Source organism: Aeromonas sp. 600886 (assembly GCF_049174935.1).
GTDB classification, from domain to species: Bacteria; Pseudomonadota; Gammaproteobacteria; order Enterobacterales; family Aeromonadaceae; genus Aeromonas; species Aeromonas veronii_A.
This window is the reverse complement of sequence record NZ_JAAKUB010000017.1, coordinates 72,563-90,605: the sequence shown is the minus strand read 5'-3', so window position 1 is coordinate 90,605 and position 18,043 is coordinate 72,563. Positions and strand designations below refer to the sequence as shown.

Below are 18,043 nucleotides of genomic sequence, written 5' to 3'. Positions count from 1 at the left end.
CCGACAAGACAGATGGAAAAACAGCCCAATCAGCTACTCTGGCATGGGGTTTCCCTGCTGATGCTGCTGGTTGCCGTATTCGGCATCTACAAGGCTGTCCAGTCAGTGGATTACACCTGGCGCTGGGAACGCATTCCCCAATACATCGCCTATCAGGCGGAGCAGAAGAATCTCGCCGAATTTGACGGCACCGTGATGGCGGGCACCAGCGAGGCCGAGAAGGGCAAGCTGTTCCTGCAAGACGATCTCGACCCCAATGTGCAGCAAGCCATCGCCAGTACCGGCGTACAAGTCGCCGAAGGGGATACCGTTTTTCGTGGCGATACCCTCGACACCCAACTGAGCTGGACCGCAGGCCCCATCGCCTGGGGCGTCTGGGTCACCGTCAAGCTCTCACTGGTGGCAGGCATCTTCGCCATCCTGCTCGGCACCCTGGCCGGACTGGCGCGCCTCTCCCCCAATCCCGCCCTGCGCAATCTGGCCATCACCTACGTTGAGCTCATCCGCGGCACGCCGCTGCTGGTACAGATCTTCATCGTCTACTTCTTTATCGGCACCGTGCTGAACCTCGACCGCTTCACCGCCGGGGTCGCCGCGCTGGCGGTCTTTACCGGGGCCTATGTGGCGGAGATCGTCCGCGCCGGTATCAGCTCCATCCACAAAGGGCAGATGGAGGCAGGCCGCAGCCTGGGTATGACCTCGGCCCAGACCATGCGCTACGTCATCCTGCCGCAGGCGTTCAAGCGGGTGCTGCCACCGCTGGCAGGCCAGTTCATCAACCTCATCAAGGACTCCTCGCTGGTCTCGGTCATCTCCATCACCGACCTGACCAAGGCGGGGCGCGAGGTGGTGAGCTCCACCTTCAGTCCGTTCGAGGTGTGGTTTACCGTGGCCCTACTCTATCTGGTGCTCACCGGCACCCTCTCTTTCCTGGTACGCCGTCTCGAGGTGAAATATGCACGCAGCAACTGATCCCATCATCAAGGTGCAACAGGCGTCGAGATGTGCAGCCATCACCGGCACCCCCTTCGCCTTCCCGGTTCGTTTTCTGGAGGCGAAATATGCACGCAGCAACTGATCCCATCATCAAGATGCAACAGGCGTCGAGATGTACAGCCATCACCGGCACCCCCTTCGCCTTCCCGGTTCGTGTTCTGGAGGCGAAATATGCGCGCAGCAACTGATCCCATCATCAAAGCGACCGGTGTAGAGAAGTTCTACGGCAGCGAAGTGCATGCCCTGAAAAACGTCACCACCGAGGTTGCCGAAGGGGAAGTGGTGGTGATCGTCGGCCCCAGCGGCTCCGGCAAGTCCACCTTCCTGCGCACCCTCAACCAGCTGGAGACCATCAACGACGGCAATATCGTGGTCGACGGCATCTGCCTGACCGAGCCGGGCGATGTCAACAAGCTGCGGGAAGAGGTGGGCATGGTGTTCCAGTCCTTCAACCTCTTCCCCCACCTGACGGTGCTGGATAACATCTGCCTCGCTCCGCAGAAGGTGCGTGGCCTGTCGCGCCGTGAGGCCGAAGACAGAGCCAAGGCGCTGCTGCTGAAAGTGGGGCTGTCGGTGAAAGCGGCCAGCTATCCGTCCCAGCTCTCCGGCGGTCAGCAACAGCGGGTGGCCATCGCCCGAGCGCTCGCCATGCAGCCGCGCATCATGCTGTTTGACGAGCCCACCAGTGCGCTGGACCCCGAAATGGTGGGGGAAGTGCTGGATGTGATGAAGGGGCTGGCTCGCGAGGGGATGACCATGGTGGTGGTGACCCACGAGATGGGCTTTGCCCGCGAAGTGGCGGATCGGGTGCTCTTTATGGAGAGTGGCGAACTGGTGGTAGATGAAAAACCGGCCGATTTCTTCGACAATCCCCCCTCCCCGCGTCTGCGCCAGTTCCTGAGTCAGGTGCTGTAGCCAACACGCTCTGCTGGATAAACGAAGAGGGACCGCAAGGTCCCTCTTCTTGTGTGTCACGCTGAGCAGGCTTAACCCAGCTGAACCCGAGTGCCCCTCTCATCGGCTCAGCGCGGGGACTTTCCCAGATAGCGCTCCACGATCACTTTCACCCCGTCACGTTTCTTGAGCTGATAGAGCTCCTTGTCAAACTGATCGATAAAGGCCTGTTTGTAGGGATACTCCCCCTTGCGGCTGTAGCCGAGAAACCCCTGCTCCTTGCTGAGCACCGGCCCCTGTTTGAGCAGGGACATATCGGCCACCGCCAGCTGATCGGCCTTTATCATGTTGAGCAACTCATAGAGCAGGGAGAGGCGATCATTGATGGTGCAATCGACCCGGCCGCGGACAATCTTGAGCAAGTTCTCCCGATTGCTTTTCACCTCCTCCACGTCGATCTGCTTCTCTTTTACCGCCTGCCAAAAGGCATCACCGCCGACGGCAAAACCGGCGTTCATGCCAAAGCGCAAACCGTGATAGTCGAGCGGAAACCTGGCCTGCGGAGTATTGGCCGCCACACTGGCGCCGCACATCACCACCAGCTCTTCATCCAGCATCGGCTGGGAGTAGGGCCACATCCAGGGGCGACTGTCGGGCTGGTAGTAAGGCGGAAAGATGGCGAAGGCGCTGCCCTGCTCCACCATGCTCAGACCGCGCCGCCACGGCATAGGCTTGAGCACCACCTCATAGTCAGGCATGGCAGAGGTCACCTCGCGGATGATGTCGGCATAGATCCCCCTGACCTCCTCCCCCTCCTGCCAGGAGTAGGGGGGATAGGCGGCATCCGCCAGGATCTCGACCCGGGTCTTGGCGTGCGCCATCATGCACAACCCCAGCAACAAGCAACACCAGACGCGCATAAGCCAGCACCTCCTGAAAAAGCCTCCATCAAGCATAGCCATCCGGCGCGCCTTCCTCTGCTGCCGCGCCATATTTCATGCCATCTATTCGTTGGCAGAAAAATGTTAATGAAATATTAAATACATCCTTTATGCTGGAGAGCAATTGCTCTGAATGGATGGCCGCATATGGATGTGCAACTGCTTCTGCTCTACCTCTCCCCGGTTTTTCTGGCCTTTATCGGCTGGGAGATGCTCTACCTGCGCAAACATGGCGCGGCCTTTCCCACCGCCACCTACCAGTGGCGGGATCTGTTCGCCAACGCCGCCCTGGCCCTGATGCACCAAGGGGGCGATGCGCTGGCGGCCATCGCCATTGCTTATCTGTATGACACCCTCTGGGGCTGGCGACTGTTCGACATCGAGCTCACCTTCTGGAGCGTATTGCTGCTGTTCCTGTTGCAGGATCTCTGTTACTGGCTGTTCCACTTCACCAGCCACCATGTGCGCTGGCTGTGGGCCTCCCATGTGGTGCATCACAGCTCGGAGCGGCTCAATCTCTCCACTGCCTTTCGCCAGAGCCTGATGTATCCCATCTCCGGCATGTGGCTGTTCTGGCTCCCGATGATTGTCATCGGCTTCCCGCCCGAGGCGGTGGTCGCCACCGTGCTGCTGAGCCTCGGTTTCCAGTTCTTCGTCCACACCCAGGTGGTGGGCAAACTCGGCTGGCTGGAGTGGCTCTTCAACACCCCCTCCCACCACAGGGTGCACCACGCCAGCAACGCCAAGTACATAGACCGCAACTTCGCCGGGGTGCTGATCATCTGGGATCGGCTGTTTGGCACCTTTGTCGAGGAAGATCCGGCCGAGCCGTGTCGCTTTGGCATCACCAAGCCTATCCACAGCTTCAACCCCCTCACTCTCACCTTCCATGAGTGGCGCGACATGCTGCGTGACGCCCGTGGCCTACCCTGGCGACAAAAGCTCGCAGTGCTGTTTGGCAAACCGGCCGGACCTGCCAGCCGCTGAGCCTTCGCATCGAATAGCAACTCCCGGATAGCAAGCTCCTGATAACCAGTCCCTGATAACAAGAGAGCGCCACAGTGGCGCTCTCTTATGGTCAGTCACATCTTCGATATCAGAGATGGGCGAACGACCAGACGGCGGGGATCAGGCTCAGCAAGGTCACACCGGCCAACAGCCGCTCGCGACCACTCAGGCAAAGATCTGCGCCAAGCTGACGACGGCTGTAGAGAAACAGCAGCAGACCCGGCCCGTAGAGCAACAACGACAGCAGCAGATACTCCACCCCGGCGGCATAGAGCAGCCAGAAGCCGTAACCGCTCGACACCAACGCCACCGCCCGCATCAGACCGCGGCCCTGCCCGCTCTCCCCCTTCCTGCTGAACGAAAGCTTGAGCAAAAACAGGCCGATCAGCAGGTAAGGCACCAGGATCATCGAGGTGGAGATAAGCAGCAGGCTGGTGTAGCCCTTGCCGAGCAGCCACACCAGCAGCAGGCAAGTCTGCACCGTCAGGCTGGTGAGCCAAAGCGATGCTATAGGCGTCCCATTGCGGTTCTGGCGCCGGAAGATGGCGGGAAACGCACCGTGGCGGGCTGCGCTGAACGGCACCTCCGCCGAGAAGAGGGTCCAGCTCACGTAGGAGGCAAGCACCGAGACGATAAGGCCGACGCTGATGAGCAGCTTGCCCCAGGAGCCGGTCATCTGGGCCATCAGCCCTGCCATGGAGGGGTTGGGTAGCGCCGCCAGCTCGGGCCGACTCAATATCCCCAGCGCCAGCACCGAGATAAGCACATAGAGCAGCAGCGCCAGCACCACACCAAGCACAGTGGCGGTACCCACATCCCGCCGGTTTCTGGCGCGGGCCGACAGCACCGCCGCCCCCTCGATACCGGTAAAGACCCAGAGGGTGATCAGCATGGTGTTGCGCACCTGCTCGGAGACCGGTACCGCCAGGGTGCTGCCCTGCTGATCCGCCGCGAAGGTAACAGGGTCGAACCAGTAACAGGCGAACAGGATAAACAGCAGCAGTGGCAGGCTCTTGGCCAGGGTCGCCACCAGATTGAACAGCGCCGCCTGCTGCACGCCACGGGCCACCAGCAGATGCACCGCCCAGAGGATGCAAGACTCACCGACAAACGCTGCCAGCGTGTTTCCCTCACCAAACCAGATCTGCTCGGGGGTGTCGATAAAGCTGCCCAGCGCCGCAAAGGCGATCACCAGATAACCCACCACGCCGATGGTGGCGCAGAGCCAGTAGCCCCAGGCGGAGAAGAAGCCCACCAGCTCGCCAAAACCTGCGCGGGCGTAGCTGTAGATACCGCCGTCGAGATCCGGCCTTAACCGCGAAAGATAGAGAAAACTCATGGCGAGCGCCAGGATGCCCACCCCCGTCACGCCCCAGCCGATCAGCACGGCGCGGGCGCCTGCCACCTCGGCCATGTTCTGGGGCAGGCTGAAAATCCCCGCCCCCACCATGGAGCTGAACACCAGCGCGGTGAGAGACCAGAGCCCAATCTTGTTCTCTTTCATGGGGACTCCTTAGCGCAACCGGCTGCTCAGCGCCTGAATATGCTCGGGACCGATACCGCAGCAACCGCCGATCAAATTCGCCCCGGCCGCGCGCCAGCGCTCGGCCCAGCCGAGATAATCCTGCGGCCCCAGATCGGCGCGGATCTCGTCCAGCCCGTCGTTGGCGGTGGCCTCCTTGGGTTGCGGCGGGAAGGCGTTGGCATAGGCACCGAGGCGAATGTCAGCGCGGCCCAGCGCCTGCAATCGGGCGCGAGCAACCTCGAGGGCCCCCTCGATCACCTCGGGCTGACAGCAGTTGAACAGGATGGCATCGACCCCGGCCGCCACTAACGTGGTCACCGCATCAGCCACCTGCTCGCCGGAACGCAGTCGCGGTTCGTTGCCCGGCGCCTCATCTTCCAGCGTGAAGGAGACCCAGAACGGCTTGCCATCGTCAGGCAACAGCGCTTTCAGGGCCAGTGGCTCGGCAATCAGGCTCATGGTCTCGGCCAACCAGATATCCACATAAGGGGATAGCGCCCGGATAAGCGGCGTCGCCAGCTCGCTCACCCGGTCCGCCTTGAACAGGTCGGCACGGTAGGAGCCAAACAGCGGTGGTAGGGAACCTGCCACCTGCACGCGCCCCTTCTGCGCGTCAGCCACATCGCGGGCCAGTTGCCCAGCCAGCGCCGCCAACCCCTCCCCGTCAGCAAAGAAACGCTCATCGCCGATATGAAACGGCACCAGCGCATAGCTGTTGGTGGTGATGACCCGGGCTCCGCTCGCCACATAGGCCTGATGCACATCACGCACCGTCTCTGGCGCCTCCATCAAGGCCAGCGCCGACCACTCGGGTTGACGAAACGGTGCCCCCCGCCGTGCCAGCTCGCGCCCCATACCCCCATCCAGCACCCACAATTCCCTGGTTTCCATCTGTCGTGTCTCTTAGTTATGTGCGTTGTTTATTTGCGTATTTATCTGTTTGTTTTGTTGATCTGCGGTTTCGCATCGAATCGCTGCAGATCGTCCCGCTTCATCCTGGGAAGCCCTTTTATTATGCAGCCATAAAGACACACGGATGTTTAGATGGCCAAAGTAAGATAAAACAAAGTGCCACGGGCGGCAATCAGTATCAGCAGAAATCAGCGTGCAAACGGCGAGGCAAACGCAGAAATGCAAGAGGCCACCCGAAGGTGGCCTCATCACAATCTTGATCCGCTGGCGACTTAACGCCCGGCCAGCACTCGCTTAATCTGTTTGACCCAGTCGGAGACCCGACCCTGCTGCGGCAAACCGCGCCAGATCTGCTCCCACTGGGCAGGGCTGAGCGGACGACCGAGGCGACGCTGTACGCCTGCATATAGGTAGTCATGGGCCGTGGTGGCCGCATGCTCGGAGGTGAGGAATTTGGAGACCGGATCGGTCAACCGCACATCCCGCATGCCGAGCAGCGGATAGTCGTTGTGCACCGCCGCCAGCATGGTCTCGCGCATAGCCGACTCGATGTAGCCACGGGCAAACAGGGCGGTCACCGACTCCAGCGACCCCTGATCCGGGCCATGGTACTGCTCATCAAAGACCGGGCTCGGCTCGGCCATGCCGCTTTGCACCACCGCATCGGGATCCGGCTGCGGCACGACCACCGCGGGCTTGGGGGCAACCGGCTTGGCTGCCACTGTGGCTTTGCGCGGCGCGCTCTGGCTACAGGCACCCAGTGCCAGGGCGAGCGCGACACAGGCCAGCGCACGGGAATGAGACTGCATCTTCATGACTTTTATGTCGCTCCTTTTACGATTCCTGAGCTGGCTTCTCGGCCACCACCGGCTCGACCCGGGTAACCAGCAGCTGATCGATCTTGTAACTGTCGATATCCACCACTTCGAACTTGTAACCGGCATATTTGACCGAGTCAGTGCGCTTGGGGATCTTGCGCAGCATATACATGATGAAACCGGCGATGGTCTCGTAGTTCTGATCGTCCGGAAACTCTTCTATATCGAAGGCGCGCATCACGTCTGAGATCGGGGTCACCCCGTCCACCAGCCAGGAGTTCTCGTCCCGCTGGACGATCTGCTCTTCCACCACGTGGGTCGCCCACTCGCCCATGACGGTGCTCATCAGGTCGTTCATGGTGACGATCCCCACCACCAGCGCGTACTCGTTCATCACCACGGCAAAGTCGCCACGATGATTTTTGAAGTACTCCATCGCCTCATAGAGGTTCAGGGTATCGGGAATGATGATGACGTTTTGTACCAGCGAGCCGCTGTTGAGATCGATGCTCTGGCCGCTGATGACGCGGATCAGCAGCTCCTTGGCATCGACAAAGCCCTTGATGCTGTCGAGGTTGTGGTCACAGACCAGAAACTTGTTGTGGGGGTGTTCGGCGATCTTCGCCTTGATGTCCTCTTCATCCTCTTGCAGGGTGAAGTAGATTAGGCTCTCGCGAGCCGTCATGGCGGAGGTGACGCAGAGTGACTGCAGTTCGAACACGTTCTCGATGAGTTGATGCTCCTCGCGCTGGATAACTCCAGCCTCGGCACCGGCATCCATTACCGCATAGATATCATCGGAGGTGATCTCGTCGTTGCGCTCTGTAGAAATGCGCATCAGGCGAAACAGGGTATTGGCCAGACCATTGAAAATCCATACCAGCGGCATCAGCAGGGTAACGAAGAAGAGCATGGGGCGCACCACCACCACGGCAATCTGCTCGGGCATGATCATGGCCAGACGCTTGGGCATCAGATCGGCGATCAGGATAAACATACCGGTGACGAACACGAAGGACGCACCAGAGCTGATCTCGCCAAGCCAGGGTCCCTGGTAGAACTGGGAGACAATCCCCTTGATGGCGGGGTTGAGGGCAGACTCACCCAGGATACCGCCCAGAATGGCGACGGTATTGAGGCCAATCTGCACCACGGTGAAAAAGTTGCCCGGCTGGGCCTGCAGGGCCAGCACCTTTTCGGCCTGGCGATTACCTTCATCCGCCATCACCTGCAATTTGATTTTGCGAGACGCGGCGAGAGAGATCTCGGAGAGGGAGAAGAACACACTGCCGCCAACCAGCAGCATTAAAAAGAACAAACTATCGGCAAAACTCATGATTAACCTATTGCTACACCCGCCTTAGCACAAGACGGCAAACTGGGCCCGGGAGACCGGACCGTGAGCCCATCCGGGACTCACACAGGGGGAGTATTCTATCAGAAAACAGCCAGTTGGGGGCTTTATCTTACTCCGACCAGTTATGCAACAAAAAAGGCGCTTCACGCGCCTTTTTATTCACTTCCGGTTAGCCCTTGCCCAGCAAGGTGCCCAGATCGTCCGCCTTGGTGTGGCGTACATCCTTGCCTTTCACGTAGTAGACGATGTACTCGCAGATGTGCTGGCAGCGATCGCCGACCCGCTCGATGGCACGCGCCGCCCACAGGACGTTGAGCACCTGGGGGATGGTGCGGGGATCTTCCATCATATAGGTCATCAGCTCGCGGATGATGGACTCGTACTCGCGGTCTACCTTGTCATCTTCCTTGTAGACCGCCAGCGCCGCATCCAGATCCATGCGGGCGAAAGCGTCGAGCACATCGTGCAGCATCTTGATGGTACGACGGCCCATGTTCTCCAGCGACACCAGCGGCGGCTGCGGCTTGTTGGCGTTGTCGGTCAGCATGCGGGCGATCTTGTCGGCCACGTCGCCAATGCGCTCCAGATCGGTGATGGTCTTGATGATGGCCATCACCAGTCGCAGGTCGGAGGCTGTCGGCTGACGCTTGGCGATGATGCGGGTGCACTCCTCGTCGATCGCCACTTCCATCGCGTTGACCTTGTGGTCGTTGGCCACGATCTTGCGCGCCGCATCGAGATCCTGATCGTGGATCGCCGCAATGGCGTCGGTGAGCTGCTGCTCTACCAGACCGCCCATCACCAGCACCTGATTGCGCACGCTCTCTAGCTCGGCATTGAATTGACCGGAGATGTGTTTATTGAGGTTCATATTGTCCATACAAATAATCCTTGATGCTCCGAGTATGCCTTAGCCGTTGAACTGACCGGTAATCTGTTTATTGATGCTCATCATGTTCATATCCATAACCCTTGTTCAACCACGCCTTAGCCATAGCGACCTGTGATGTAATCCTCGGTCTTCTTCTTGGCCGGTGTAGTGAAGATGGTGTTGGTATCCGAGTACTCGATAAGCTCGCCCATGTACATGAAGGCGGTCTGATCCGACACCCGCGCGGCCTGTTGCATGTTGTGGGTCACAATCACCACGGTGAACTGGCTCTTGAGCTCGTTGATCAACTCCTCGATGGTGAGGGTGGAGATGGGGTCGAGCGCCGAGGTCGGTTCATCGAGCAGCAACACTTCCGGCTCGATGGCGATGGCGCGGGCGATCACCAGACGCTGCTGCTGACCCCCGGAGAGACCGAAGGCGTTGTCGTGCAGACGATCCTTCACCTCGTCCCACAGGGCCGCACCGCGCAGGGAGCGCTCGGCGGCCTCATCCAGGGTGCGGCGATCGTTGATCCCCTGCAGGCGCAGACCATAGACCACGTTCTCGTAAATAGACTTGGGGAACGGGTTCGGGCGCTGGAACACCATGCCCACCTGACGGCGCAGGGCGGATACATCCACGCTCTTGTCATAGATGTTGTGGCCGTGCAGCAGGATCTCCCCGTCGATGCGGCAGATCTCCACCAGATCGTTCATCCGGTTGATGCAGCGCAGCAGGGTCGATTTGCCACAGCCTGACGGGCCGATAAAGGCGGTTACCTGCCCTTTGGGGATCTTCATGTTGACGTTGAACAGCGCCTGCTTGCTGCCGTAGTACAGGTTGAGATCCTTCACCTCCAGCGCGGTCTGCTCCGGGGTCAGGTTGAGCAGGTCCAGCGCGGTGTGCTGGGTAGACGTGGTCGTTACGTTGATCATCTGTTACCTCAAAATCTGTCGGTGGCGGCGGGCAATCTCATCGCCCGCGGCCGGAACGCTTGGCTGGCAGGGAACCCTGTCCCCTGCCCGTCTCTGTGGTGGCTGGCCTATCAATGTTCCAGCGACCGGAATTTCTCGCGCAAGTGGTTACGAATACCGATAGCGGTCAGGTTGAGACCCACGATCACCGTCACCAGCAGGAAGGAGGTGGCATAGACCAGCGGGCGGGCCGCCTCGACGTTGGGGCTCTGGAAGCCGACGTCATAGATGTGGAAGCCCAGGTGCATGAACTTGCGCTCCACATGCAGATACGGGAAGTTGCCATCCATCGGCAGGGTCGGAGCCAGTTTCACCACCCCCACCAGCATCAGTGGCGCCACTTCACCGGCTGCACGGGCAATCGCCAGAATAAGGCCGGTCATGATGGCCGGGCTCGCCATCGGCAGCACGATGCGCCACAGGGTCTCGGCCTGGGTGGCGCCCAGTGCCAACGAGCCCTGACGGATGGTGCTCGGGATCCGCGCCAGCCCCTCTTCGGTGGAGACGATCACCACCGGCAGGGTCAGGATGGCCAGGGTCAGCGCCGACCAGATCACGCCAGGTGAACCAAAGGTCGGGCTCGGCAGCGCTTCCGGGTAGAACAGCTGATCCAGCGAGCCACCGAGCGTGTAGACGAAGAAGCCCAGACCAAACACGCCGTAGACGATGGAGGGCACGCCCGCCAGATTGATCACCGCGATGCGGATGATCTTGGTCAGGCTGTTCTTGCCTGCGTACTCGTGCAGGTAGACCGCCGCCACCACGCCGAGCGGGGTCACGATGATCGCCATCAGGAACACCATGAAGACGGTGCCGAAGATGGCCGGGAAGACGCCGCCCTCGGTGTTCGCCTCACGGGGATCGTCGGATACAAACTTGCCGATCTGGTGGAACCAGTGACCCACCTTGGCCAGCAGGCTCATGTCGTTGGGCCATACCACATCCAGTACCCTGGACATGGGCATGGTCACCAGCTCGCCACGCATATCCTTGACGGTGATGCTGTCCCGGTCAGCCTGACTGCGCAGTGAGAAGAGCTCTTTTTCCAGCACCTGATAACGATCGTTAAGGGCCTGACGTTCACGCTCCAGCTGAGCTTTCAGCTGATCGGTCAGCTTCTCTTCCAGCTCGGCCTTGCGCTCTTTCAGGCGCAGCCGCTCCAGCTGATAGTTGATGCTGCCGATGTCCCCTTTTTGCAGATCGTTGGCCTGTTCGGAGAGGGCATTGGCTCTCGCCAGCACCCGCTGCAGGGCAGGATGCAGATCCGAAGTCAGCTCGCGGCCATCCTCTTTTACCCCGACGATATAACCGTAGAAGTTACCGTTGGTGGCACGCTCAACCATGGCCAGCTCGGCTGGCTGGCTCTGGGACTTGATGTCCGTCTCCAATACCCAGCGAAAATCGAGGTCGACGAACTCACGGTTGCCGGTCTTGACCAGATAGCGGGTCAGCAGCTCGCGCTCTTCCCCCTCCAGCGGCAGACCTGCGGCGCGCAGTCGCTCCACCGGCACCAGCTCGCGATCGTTGATCTCGCCGATCAGCACGCTCTTGTTGCCGCTGGCGTCCTCCAGCTGCCACTCATAGATGGGGTGCGGCCAGAAGTAGACCAGACCACGCCATCCGATCAGCAGCAGCAGACCCAGTACCGCCACCAGACTCAGGCTGACGGCTCCGCCGGTCATCCAGATCCAGGGGGCCCCTGATTTAAACCACTTACCCATTGTCGATTCCTTGTCCATTACAGAGCCGCCCCTTACATCGAGCTGTATTTTTCACGCAACCGCTGACGGACAAACTCGGCCAGGGTGTTGAACATAAAGGTGAACACAAACAGGACGAAGGCCGCGAGGAACAATACCCGATAGTGGGAGCTGCCCACTTCCGACTCCGGCATCTCCACCGCAATGTTGGCGGCCAGAGTACGCAGCCCCTGGAACATGGAGAAGTCCATGATGGGGGTGTTGCCGGTAGCCATCAGTACGATCATGGTTTCGCCCACGGCACGGCCAAGGCCCATCATCACCGCCGAGAAGATGCCCGGGCTGGCAGTGAGGATCACCACTCGGCTCAGGGTCTGCCACGGGGTAGCCCCCAACGCCAGCGAGCCCTGGGTCAGGTGCTTGGGCACCGAGAAGACCGCATCTTCGGCGATGGAGAAGATGGTGGGGATGACCGCAAAGCCCATGGCGATACCGACCACCAGCGAATTGCGCTGGTCAAACTTGATACCCATTTCGTGGGTCAGCCAGATGCGCGAATCACCGTGCATAAAGGCATTCTCGATGAGCGGGCTCAGGGCGAAGGCCCCCCAGCCAATCAGCAGCAGCACTGGAATAAGCAGGATGGCGTGCCATCCCTCCGGCAGCCAGGACTTGCCACGCTCCGGCAGGTAGTTCCAGACCAGTGCGGTCAACAGCATCCCCATCGGCAGCAGGATCAACAGCAGGATCACCCCGGGCAGCGCCCCCTCTATGATGGGCGCCAGCCACAGACCCGCCAGGAAGCCCAGGATAACGGTCGGCAACGCCGCCATGATCTCCACCGTCGGTTTGACGTATTTGCGCAGCCCCGCCGACATGAAGTAGGCGGTATAGATAGCACCGGCGACACCGAGCGGCACCGCAAACACCATGGCGTAGAAAGAGGCTTTCAGCGTACCGAATACCAGTGGCACCAGGCTCAGCTTGGCTTCAAAGTCGTTGCTGGCGGAGGTGGATTGCCACACATACTGGGGCTCCGGATACCCTTCATACCATACCTTCTGCCACAGGGCCGACCAGGTCACCTCGGGGTGATCGTTCTCCACCGAGAAAAGCTTGAAGGTCTCCCCTTGCTGCATCAGCAACAGGTTGTGACGGGGGGAGATGGCCAGGGCAGAGAGTTCACCCCCTTCCACCGTCTCGGTCAGCAGCTTGGTCTCGCCAGTGGCGTGGAAGAAGCTGATGATGCCGTCCTTGTCGGCACTGATGAAGGCTTTGCGATAGTGCTCGGGGGTCAGAAGATCCACCGCGCCATCGCCCTTGAAGTCACGGATCTGAGTGAACTGGCGTTTGCCATCTTTTGCCACTTCAAACCACTGGGAGATGATGCCGTTGTCGTTGCCCACCAGCAGGGAGGAGGCACCGGAGAGCAGCTCGACCCGGGTCACGTTGGCATCTGGCGCATTGATCTCCAGCACATTGCGCACGGATATATTGCTCAGGTCATGAATGTCATAGACAGAGAGACGATTGCCTTCCCGCACAAAGAGGATCCGCAGATTGGGAGTCAAAAGCATCTGATCCACATGGCGCGGCAGGGACGGAATGGTGTAGTTCTCACTGCTCCACTCAATCTCGCCGGAGAGGAAGTTCTCCTCACCGCTCATCACCATCAGTACGCCACGACCATCTTCGGTCACGGCGGCGGTCGCCATCTTGTCCTTGGTGGCCTCAAATACCATGGCACGCAGCGCTTTGCCCTGCGGATCGACCACTACCGGCTCCTCGCCAAAGGGATATTGCAGACTGGGTTCGATCACCCGCACATCGTTGGGATAGGAGACCTTGAACGCAGGCTGGACGACCTGCGCCTTGCCATCGGCGAAACCGTAGGCGATCAGCTTCTGACCAGGGGACGGTGGCGCCACTGCAGTGACATCACCGGTGACCTCAGCATGACCAAGGGATTGCCCGACCTTGATCTTGTCATCTCCCAGCACCGCGAAGAAGTTGACCAGTCCTTTATCGCTGAAGCGATAGCCGATCTCGTTCTGCTCTTCCACGCCGAGCCAGGCGGTCTTCCCTGCGGCAGGCAGGGTAAATGAGGCAGTTGGCTCCATGGAGGCGCCATTGAAGATGGGTTTCACCACATAGAGCAGATAAAAGAAGATAAGCAGCAGCGCCACCAGTACCAGGGCTCCGCCTGTGGTGACGCCATATTTGGCCAATTTATCCTTGATCCGGCGTTTTCTACTGCCCGCCATGACCAGGTTTAACGATTCCGATGACATGCAAGACCTCAATGTAAGCTAGGCTTGGCGGCATTATATGGCGGTTGCATGACAGTTTTGTTACATCGAGAGCGCTTTAACCGAGGTTGCTAGTGGAAAAATGGGCGGGGGTCCTTTCGAGGGAAAGTGAACACAATATATTGTTTATAAAGAGATATTTGTGAGAATAATCAGCAAGGGCAGCCTGTGCTGCCCCCAAATCATTCAGGAAAGGGCGTCGTTTGATTGTTGCAGCGCCAGTTTGACCGCCTTTTTCTCGGCGCGGCGACGCTTGAAGAAGGCCGACAACTGGGCCGAGCAGGCATCGGCCAGCACACCGCCGGCCAGCTCGACACTGTGGTTGTGGCGCGGGTCCTGCAAGATCTCGAACACCGACCCCGCAGCACCGGTCTTGAGATCACGTGCGCCGTAAACCACCCGCTTGACCCGGCTATGGATCAGCGCACCGGCACACATGCAGCAGGGTTCCAGCGTCACATAAAGTGTGGTGTCGAGCAGGCGGTAGTTCGCAAGCTGCTGGCCCGCTGCCCGAATTGCCATCACCTCGGCATGGGCACAGGCATCGTGTTCGCTGATGGAGCGGTTCCACCCCTCGCCCACCACCTGACCATCCAGCACCAGAACGGCACCGACCGGGATCTCGCCAATCCCTTCGGCCCGGGCGGCCAATGCCATAGCATGGCGCATCCACTGTTCATCCTGCGCGGTCTGACTCGGAGCCTGACCCAGTGTTTCTGGGACCTCTGATGGTTTCACGCCCATCCCCTCTTTATATTGTTCAATTGTGCTTTTTACATTCCAGCTATCCATACCTGTCAGATGATTCCATAGATAGCAGGCATGATAGCTAGCGGTGACAGGGCAGCGATTATGCCAAATCTGCACGTCAGACCCAAGCCGCATCCCGACTGAGCAATAAAGAAGCAATCGGCATCTCTATGATAAAAAAGGAGTTGCACCCGTTTGGCCATGCTATTAGACTTCCTCCCCGTCAGCCGAGTCTGACTCCGTCGGTGTGTAGCGCAGCCAGGTAGCGCATCTGCATGGGGTGTAGAGGGTCGGAGGTTCGAATCCTCTCACACCGACCATTTTCCCCGAGAATAGCCCAGTCAAACGACTGGGCTATTTTTTTGCTTCCGATTTATCCTTCTGACGATGCCAGCCCACCAAGAACAAAAAACACCCAGAACCACTTGAATCTTTTTGCCGAACTCATTAAGATGCGCAACTTTCCGCCGGTAGACAACACAGGGAGGTGGAAACACGAGTGAAGGGATCACTGTCCGGCTTGCGTGCAACACAGGACCAGGCATGAACCAGAACACCGATTTCGCACCCGCCATTACACTTTATTTCGTTCCTCATGACACCCCTTGCCACACCGAAAGCGAAGACGAACAGGTCATCCAGCTGGATGTGATCGATCTGGCCGAACCGGATGATGACTATTGAGCCCGGCCAGATGGCCGCTCAATCACCAGCACATCGCCTGTTCAACGCACTCAGTTTCAGGCCCTTGGCGAGAAATCTGCAAAAAACGACAAACTGCTAATTCTATCAAGGATGGCAGTATTATTGACTAATGTGTCTCCCCCTTCCCTCTCCGGCATTCCCCCCGACAACTGATACAAACCTACGTTATTGCGCTTCACTTTCTATCGCTGCAACCGCTGGTGCCAACAGAGCCTGCATCACCACACCAAGTTTAAAACGCACGTTCACCAATCAGGTCTAGCATTAGCAAAACATTCATTACCACATTCAAACGCGCTTTATACGGCTGTTTTGGCACAGCCTGGAGTTAGGTCGGGATTTGTTTTTGCATTTGTAATTTTATTACGTAATAAGTTACAAAATGAGGGGCAGGGTAACGGCCCAAATTAGCCGTTGTCCGATGGGAAAAAGCAGGAGCATAACCATCTGCGTAGAGCTTTTATACCAATCCAATAAAACAATAAAAAACATCAACTTAACCATATCGAAAAAACAGTCGTTTAAAAAAAACTGTTGACGTATTCAACAATATTTCGCACCTTATCAATCGTGTTACCCCGTTGTTGCGGGAACGTTTCAGGAACAGGGATTCGACTTTAGTCGTAGTTAGTAAGTTCAAAATGTAATTCTCAAAGGAGTGAACCTTATGTCGGCACCGGCTCAGACCCACTGCAGCGCCCGCCTTCGCATCCAGGGCGAGATGCTACCCGAATACGCGCAAATTCTGACGCCGGACGCGGTGGCTCTGGTCTCCGAACTGGTGGAACGTTTTGCTCCCCAAAGAGGGGAATTGCTGAAACAACGTGTGGCACGCCAGGCCCGTATCGATGGCGGCGAGCTGCCGGACTTCCTGCCGGAAACCGCCCACATCCGTGAAGGTGACTGGACCATTCGCGGTATTCCCACCGACCTGCAAGACCGCCGTGTGGAGATCACCGGCCCGGTCGAGCGCAAGATGGTGATCAACGCCCTCAACGCCAACGTCAAGGTGTTCATGGCGGATTTCGAGGATTCACTGGCTCCCGCCTGGAATAAGGTGATCGAGGGCCAAATCAACCTGCGAGATGCGGTCAACGGCACCATCTCTTACACCAGTCCGGAAGGAAAGGCCTACACCCTGACCCACAATCCGGCGGTGCTCATCTGCCGGGTACGCGGTCTGCACCTGCCGGAAAAACATGTCACCTTCGATGGCGAGCCGATCCCCGGTGGCCTGTTCGATTTTGCTCTCTACTTCCTGCACAACTATCAGGCGCTGCTGGCCAAAGGCTCGGGCCCCTACTTCTACGTGCCCAAGTTGCAGAGCCATCTGGAAGGGCGCTGGTGGAGCGAAGTGTTCGCCTGGACCGAGGACAAGTTCGGTCTGCCCCGTGGCACCATCAAGGCCACCGTGCTGATTGAAACCCTGCCAGCCGTATTCGAGATGGATGAGCTGCTCTATCAGATGAAGGATCACATCGTTGCGCTGAACTGCGGCCGCTGGGACTACATCTTCAGCTATATCAAAACCTTGAAGAACCATCCGGATCGGGTACTGCCTGATCGTCAGGTGGTGACCATGGACAAGCCGTTCCTCTCCGCCTACTCGCGGCTGCTGATCAAGACCTGTCACAAGCGGGGTGCGCTGGCGATGGGGGGTATGGCCGCCTTTATTCCGGCCAAGGACGCTGCCGCCAACGAGCAGGTCTTCGCCAAGGTCAAGGCCGACAAGGAGCGCGAAGCCAACAACGGCCACGATGGTACCTGGGTCGCCCACCCTGGCCTAGCTGATACCGCCATGGCGGTGTTCAATGCCACCATTGCGGCTGGCGCCAAGAACCAGATCGGCGTGCTGCGCGAGCAGGATGCCCCCATCACCGCCACCGACCTGCTGGCCCCCTGTGAGGGCGAGCGCACCGAGGCCGGCATGCGCACCAATATCCGGGTTGCCCTGCAATATCTGGAGGCCTGGATCAACGGCAACGGCTGCGTGCCCATCTACGGTCTGATGGAAGATGCCGCCACCGCCGAGATCTCCCGTACCTCCATCTGGCAGTGGATCCGCCACGGCAAGAGCCTCGCCAACGGCAAGGTGGTGACCAAGGAGCTGTTCCGCCAGATGCTGGCCGAGGAGCAGGAGGTGGTCAAAGCCGAGGTGGGTGCCGCCCGCTGGCAATCGGGTCGCTTTGCCGAGGCCAGCGAGCTGATGGAAGAGATCACCTGCGCCGATACCCTGATCGATTTTCTGACGCTGCCCGGTTACGAGCGGCTCTGAACTCCGGG

General features: G+C 59.2%; 17 protein-coding genes and 1 tRNA gene. 8 read left to right on the top strand and 10 right to left on the bottom strand.

Annotation, left to right across the window (positions count from 1 at the left end):
* The first annotated feature begins 12 nt into the window (after positions 1-12).
* From G5179_RS14055 to G5179_RS14040, 4 genes are read left to right on the top strand one after another with little or no spacing between them, the layout of a single operon-like run.
* Positions 13-972, top strand: a complete 960-nt coding sequence (locus tag G5179_RS14055; protein WP_421258577.1) for an amino acid ABC transporter permease — start codon at positions 13-15, stop codon at positions 970-972.
* Entirely contained in the window at positions 956-1,078 is a 123-nt protein-coding gene (locus tag G5179_RS14050; RefSeq protein WP_265177924.1) for a hypothetical protein, read from the top strand. Before G5179_RS14055 ends, G5179_RS14050 begins: the two co-directional genes overlap by 17 nt.
* Positions 1,062-1,184: a hypothetical protein gene (locus G5179_RS14045; RefSeq protein WP_265177923.1), complete on the top strand. Its 123-nt coding sequence runs from the start codon at positions 1,062-1,064 to the stop codon at positions 1,182-1,184. The genes G5179_RS14050 and G5179_RS14045 overlap by 17 nt, the downstream gene beginning before the upstream one ends.
* The gene (locus G5179_RS14040; protein ID WP_421258576.1) at positions 1,168-1,911 is read left to right on the top strand and encodes an amino acid ABC transporter ATP-binding protein; all 744 of its coding nucleotides are present in this window, start codon (positions 1,168-1,170) and stop codon (positions 1,909-1,911) included. The genes G5179_RS14045 and G5179_RS14040 overlap by 17 nt, the downstream gene beginning before the upstream one ends.
* Before the next feature lie 107 nt (positions 1,912-2,018).
* On the opposite strand, the gene G5179_RS14035 is transcribed toward G5179_RS14040, so the two are convergent.
* On the bottom strand, positions 2,019-2,810 hold the full coding sequence (locus G5179_RS14035) for a substrate-binding periplasmic protein (RefSeq protein ID WP_421258575.1): 792 nt from the start codon (positions 2,808-2,810) through the stop codon (positions 2,019-2,021).
* Positions 2,811-2,978: 168 nt separating this feature from the next.
* Here G5179_RS14035 and G5179_RS14030 point away from each other — a divergent pair, with 168 nt between their 5' ends.
* Entirely contained in the window at positions 2,979-3,818 is an 840-nt protein-coding gene (locus G5179_RS14030; RefSeq protein WP_421258574.1) for a sterol desaturase family protein, read from the top strand.
* 109 nt (positions 3,819-3,927) lie between these two features.
* Here the strand turns inward: G5179_RS14030 and G5179_RS14025 are convergent, their stop codons facing one another.
* The 9 genes from G5179_RS14025 to tadA all read right to left on the bottom strand — a co-directional run bounded on the left by G5179_RS14025 (position 3,928) and on the right by tadA (position 15,043).
* Positions 3,928-5,343 (bottom strand): basic amino acid/polyamine antiporter, encoded by a 1,416-nt coding sequence (locus G5179_RS14025; protein WP_421258573.1) that lies wholly within the window; start codon positions 5,341-5,343, stop codon positions 3,928-3,930.
* 9 nt (positions 5,344-5,352) lie between these two features.
* On the bottom strand, positions 5,353-6,255 hold the full coding sequence (locus tag G5179_RS14020; protein WP_421258572.1) for a homocysteine S-methyltransferase family protein: 903 nt from the start codon (positions 6,253-6,255) through the stop codon (positions 5,353-5,355).
* 293 nt (positions 6,256-6,548) lie between these two features.
* Positions 6,549-7,091, bottom strand: coding sequence for a hypothetical protein (locus G5179_RS14015; RefSeq protein WP_069555291.1), 543 nt, complete (start codon positions 7,089-7,091; stop codon positions 6,549-6,551).
* Positions 7,092-7,110: 19 nt separating this feature from the next.
* The gene (locus G5179_RS14010; RefSeq protein WP_216954078.1) at positions 7,111-8,430 is read right to left on the bottom strand and encodes a hemolysin family protein; all 1,320 of its coding nucleotides are present in this window, start codon (positions 8,428-8,430) and stop codon (positions 7,111-7,113) included.
* Between the two features lie 190 nt (positions 8,431-8,620).
* Positions 8,621-9,331: a phosphate signaling complex protein PhoU gene (gene phoU, locus G5179_RS14005; protein ID WP_005334097.1), complete on the bottom strand. Its 711-nt coding sequence runs from the start codon at positions 9,329-9,331 to the stop codon at positions 8,621-8,623.
* A gap of 107 nt (positions 9,332-9,438) precedes the next feature.
* The gene (pstB, locus tag G5179_RS14000) at positions 9,439-10,257 is read right to left on the bottom strand and encodes a phosphate ABC transporter ATP-binding protein PstB (protein WP_421258571.1); all 819 of its coding nucleotides are present in this window, start codon (positions 10,255-10,257) and stop codon (positions 9,439-9,441) included.
* A 110-nt stretch (positions 10,258-10,367) separates the two neighbouring features.
* A complete protein-coding gene (gene pstA, locus G5179_RS13995; protein WP_042012620.1) occupies positions 10,368-12,017 on the bottom strand; it encodes a phosphate ABC transporter permease PstA in 1,650 nt (549 codons plus the stop codon).
* Positions 12,018-12,049: 32 nt separating this feature from the next.
* Positions 12,050-14,287 carry a phosphate ABC transporter permease gene (locus G5179_RS13990; RefSeq protein ID WP_421258570.1) on the bottom strand — a complete coding sequence of 746 codons (2,238 nt, stop codon included), beginning with the start codon at positions 14,285-14,287 and terminating at the stop codon, positions 12,050-12,052.
* 204 nt (positions 14,288-14,491) lie between these two features.
* Positions 14,492-15,043: a tRNA adenosine(34) deaminase TadA gene (gene tadA / locus G5179_RS13985; RefSeq protein WP_421258569.1), complete on the bottom strand. Its 552-nt coding sequence runs from the start codon at positions 15,041-15,043 to the stop codon at positions 14,492-14,494.
* A gap of 255 nt (positions 15,044-15,298) precedes the next feature.
* Here tadA and G5179_RS13980 point away from each other — a divergent pair.
* The 3 genes from G5179_RS13980 to aceB all read left to right on the top strand — a co-directional run bounded on the left by G5179_RS13980 (position 15,299) and on the right by aceB (position 18,035).
* Positions 15,299-15,375 (top strand) — tRNA-Pro (locus G5179_RS13980).
* Between the two features lie 223 nt (positions 15,376-15,598).
* On the top strand, positions 15,599-15,739 hold the full coding sequence (locus G5179_RS13975; protein WP_421258568.1) for a hypothetical protein: 141 nt from the start codon (positions 15,599-15,601) through the stop codon (positions 15,737-15,739).
* Between the two features lie 688 nt (positions 15,740-16,427).
* Positions 16,428-18,035, top strand: a complete 1,608-nt coding sequence (gene aceB, locus G5179_RS13970) for a malate synthase A (RefSeq protein ID WP_421258567.1) — start codon at positions 16,428-16,430, stop codon at positions 18,033-18,035.
* Positions 18,036-18,043 lie beyond the last annotated feature (8 nt).

What these genes read in the sequence shown, in the direction of transcription:
- G5179_RS14055 (WP_421258577.1), top strand. Translation starts at nt 13, where the DNA reads ATGGAAAAACAGCCCAATCAGCTACTCTGGCATGGGGTTTCCCTGCTG.
- G5179_RS14050 (WP_265177924.1), top strand. Translation starts at nt 956, where the DNA reads ATGCACGCAGCAACTGATCCCATCATCAAGGTGCAACAGGCGTCGAGA.
- G5179_RS14045 (WP_265177923.1), top strand. Translation starts at nt 1,062, where the DNA reads ATGCACGCAGCAACTGATCCCATCATCAAGATGCAACAGGCGTCGAGA.
- G5179_RS14040 (WP_421258576.1), top strand. Translation starts at nt 1,168, where the DNA reads ATGCGCGCAGCAACTGATCCCATCATCAAAGCGACCGGTGTAGAGAAG.
- G5179_RS14035 (WP_421258575.1), bottom strand. Translation starts at nt 2,810, where the DNA reads ATGCGCGTCTGGTGTTGCTTGTTGCTGGGGTTGTGCATGATGGCGCAC.
- G5179_RS14030 (WP_421258574.1), top strand. Translation starts at nt 2,979, where the DNA reads ATGGATGTGCAACTGCTTCTGCTCTACCTCTCCCCGGTTTTTCTGGCC.
- G5179_RS14025 (WP_421258573.1), bottom strand. Translation starts at nt 5,343, where the DNA reads ATGAAAGAGAACAAGATTGGGCTCTGGTCTCTCACCGCGCTGGTGTTC.
- G5179_RS14020 (WP_421258572.1), bottom strand. Translation starts at nt 6,255, where the DNA reads ATGGAAACCAGGGAATTGTGGGTGCTGGATGGGGGTATGGGGCGCGAG.
- G5179_RS14015 (WP_069555291.1), bottom strand. Translation starts at nt 7,091, where the DNA reads ATGAAGATGCAGTCTCATTCCCGTGCGCTGGCCTGTGTCGCGCTCGCC.
- G5179_RS14010 (WP_216954078.1), bottom strand. Translation starts at nt 8,430, where the DNA reads ATGAGTTTTGCCGATAGTTTGTTCTTTTTAATGCTGCTGGTTGGCGGC.
- phoU (WP_005334097.1), bottom strand. Translation starts at nt 9,331, where the DNA reads ATGGACAATATGAACCTCAATAAACACATCTCCGGTCAATTCAATGCC.
- pstB (WP_421258571.1), bottom strand. Translation starts at nt 10,257, where the DNA reads ATGATCAACGTAACGACCACGTCTACCCAGCACACCGCGCTGGACCTG.
- pstA (WP_042012620.1), bottom strand. Translation starts at nt 12,017, where the DNA reads ATGGGTAAGTGGTTTAAATCAGGGGCCCCCTGGATCTGGATGACCGGC.
- G5179_RS13990 (WP_421258570.1), bottom strand. Translation starts at nt 14,287, where the DNA reads ATGTCATCGGAATCGTTAAACCTGGTCATGGCGGGCAGTAGAAAACGC.
- G5179_RS13975 (WP_421258568.1), top strand. Translation starts at nt 15,599, where the DNA reads ATGAACCAGAACACCGATTTCGCACCCGCCATTACACTTTATTTCGTT.
- aceB (WP_421258567.1), top strand. Translation starts at nt 16,428, where the DNA reads ATGTCGGCACCGGCTCAGACCCACTGCAGCGCCCGCCTTCGCATCCAG.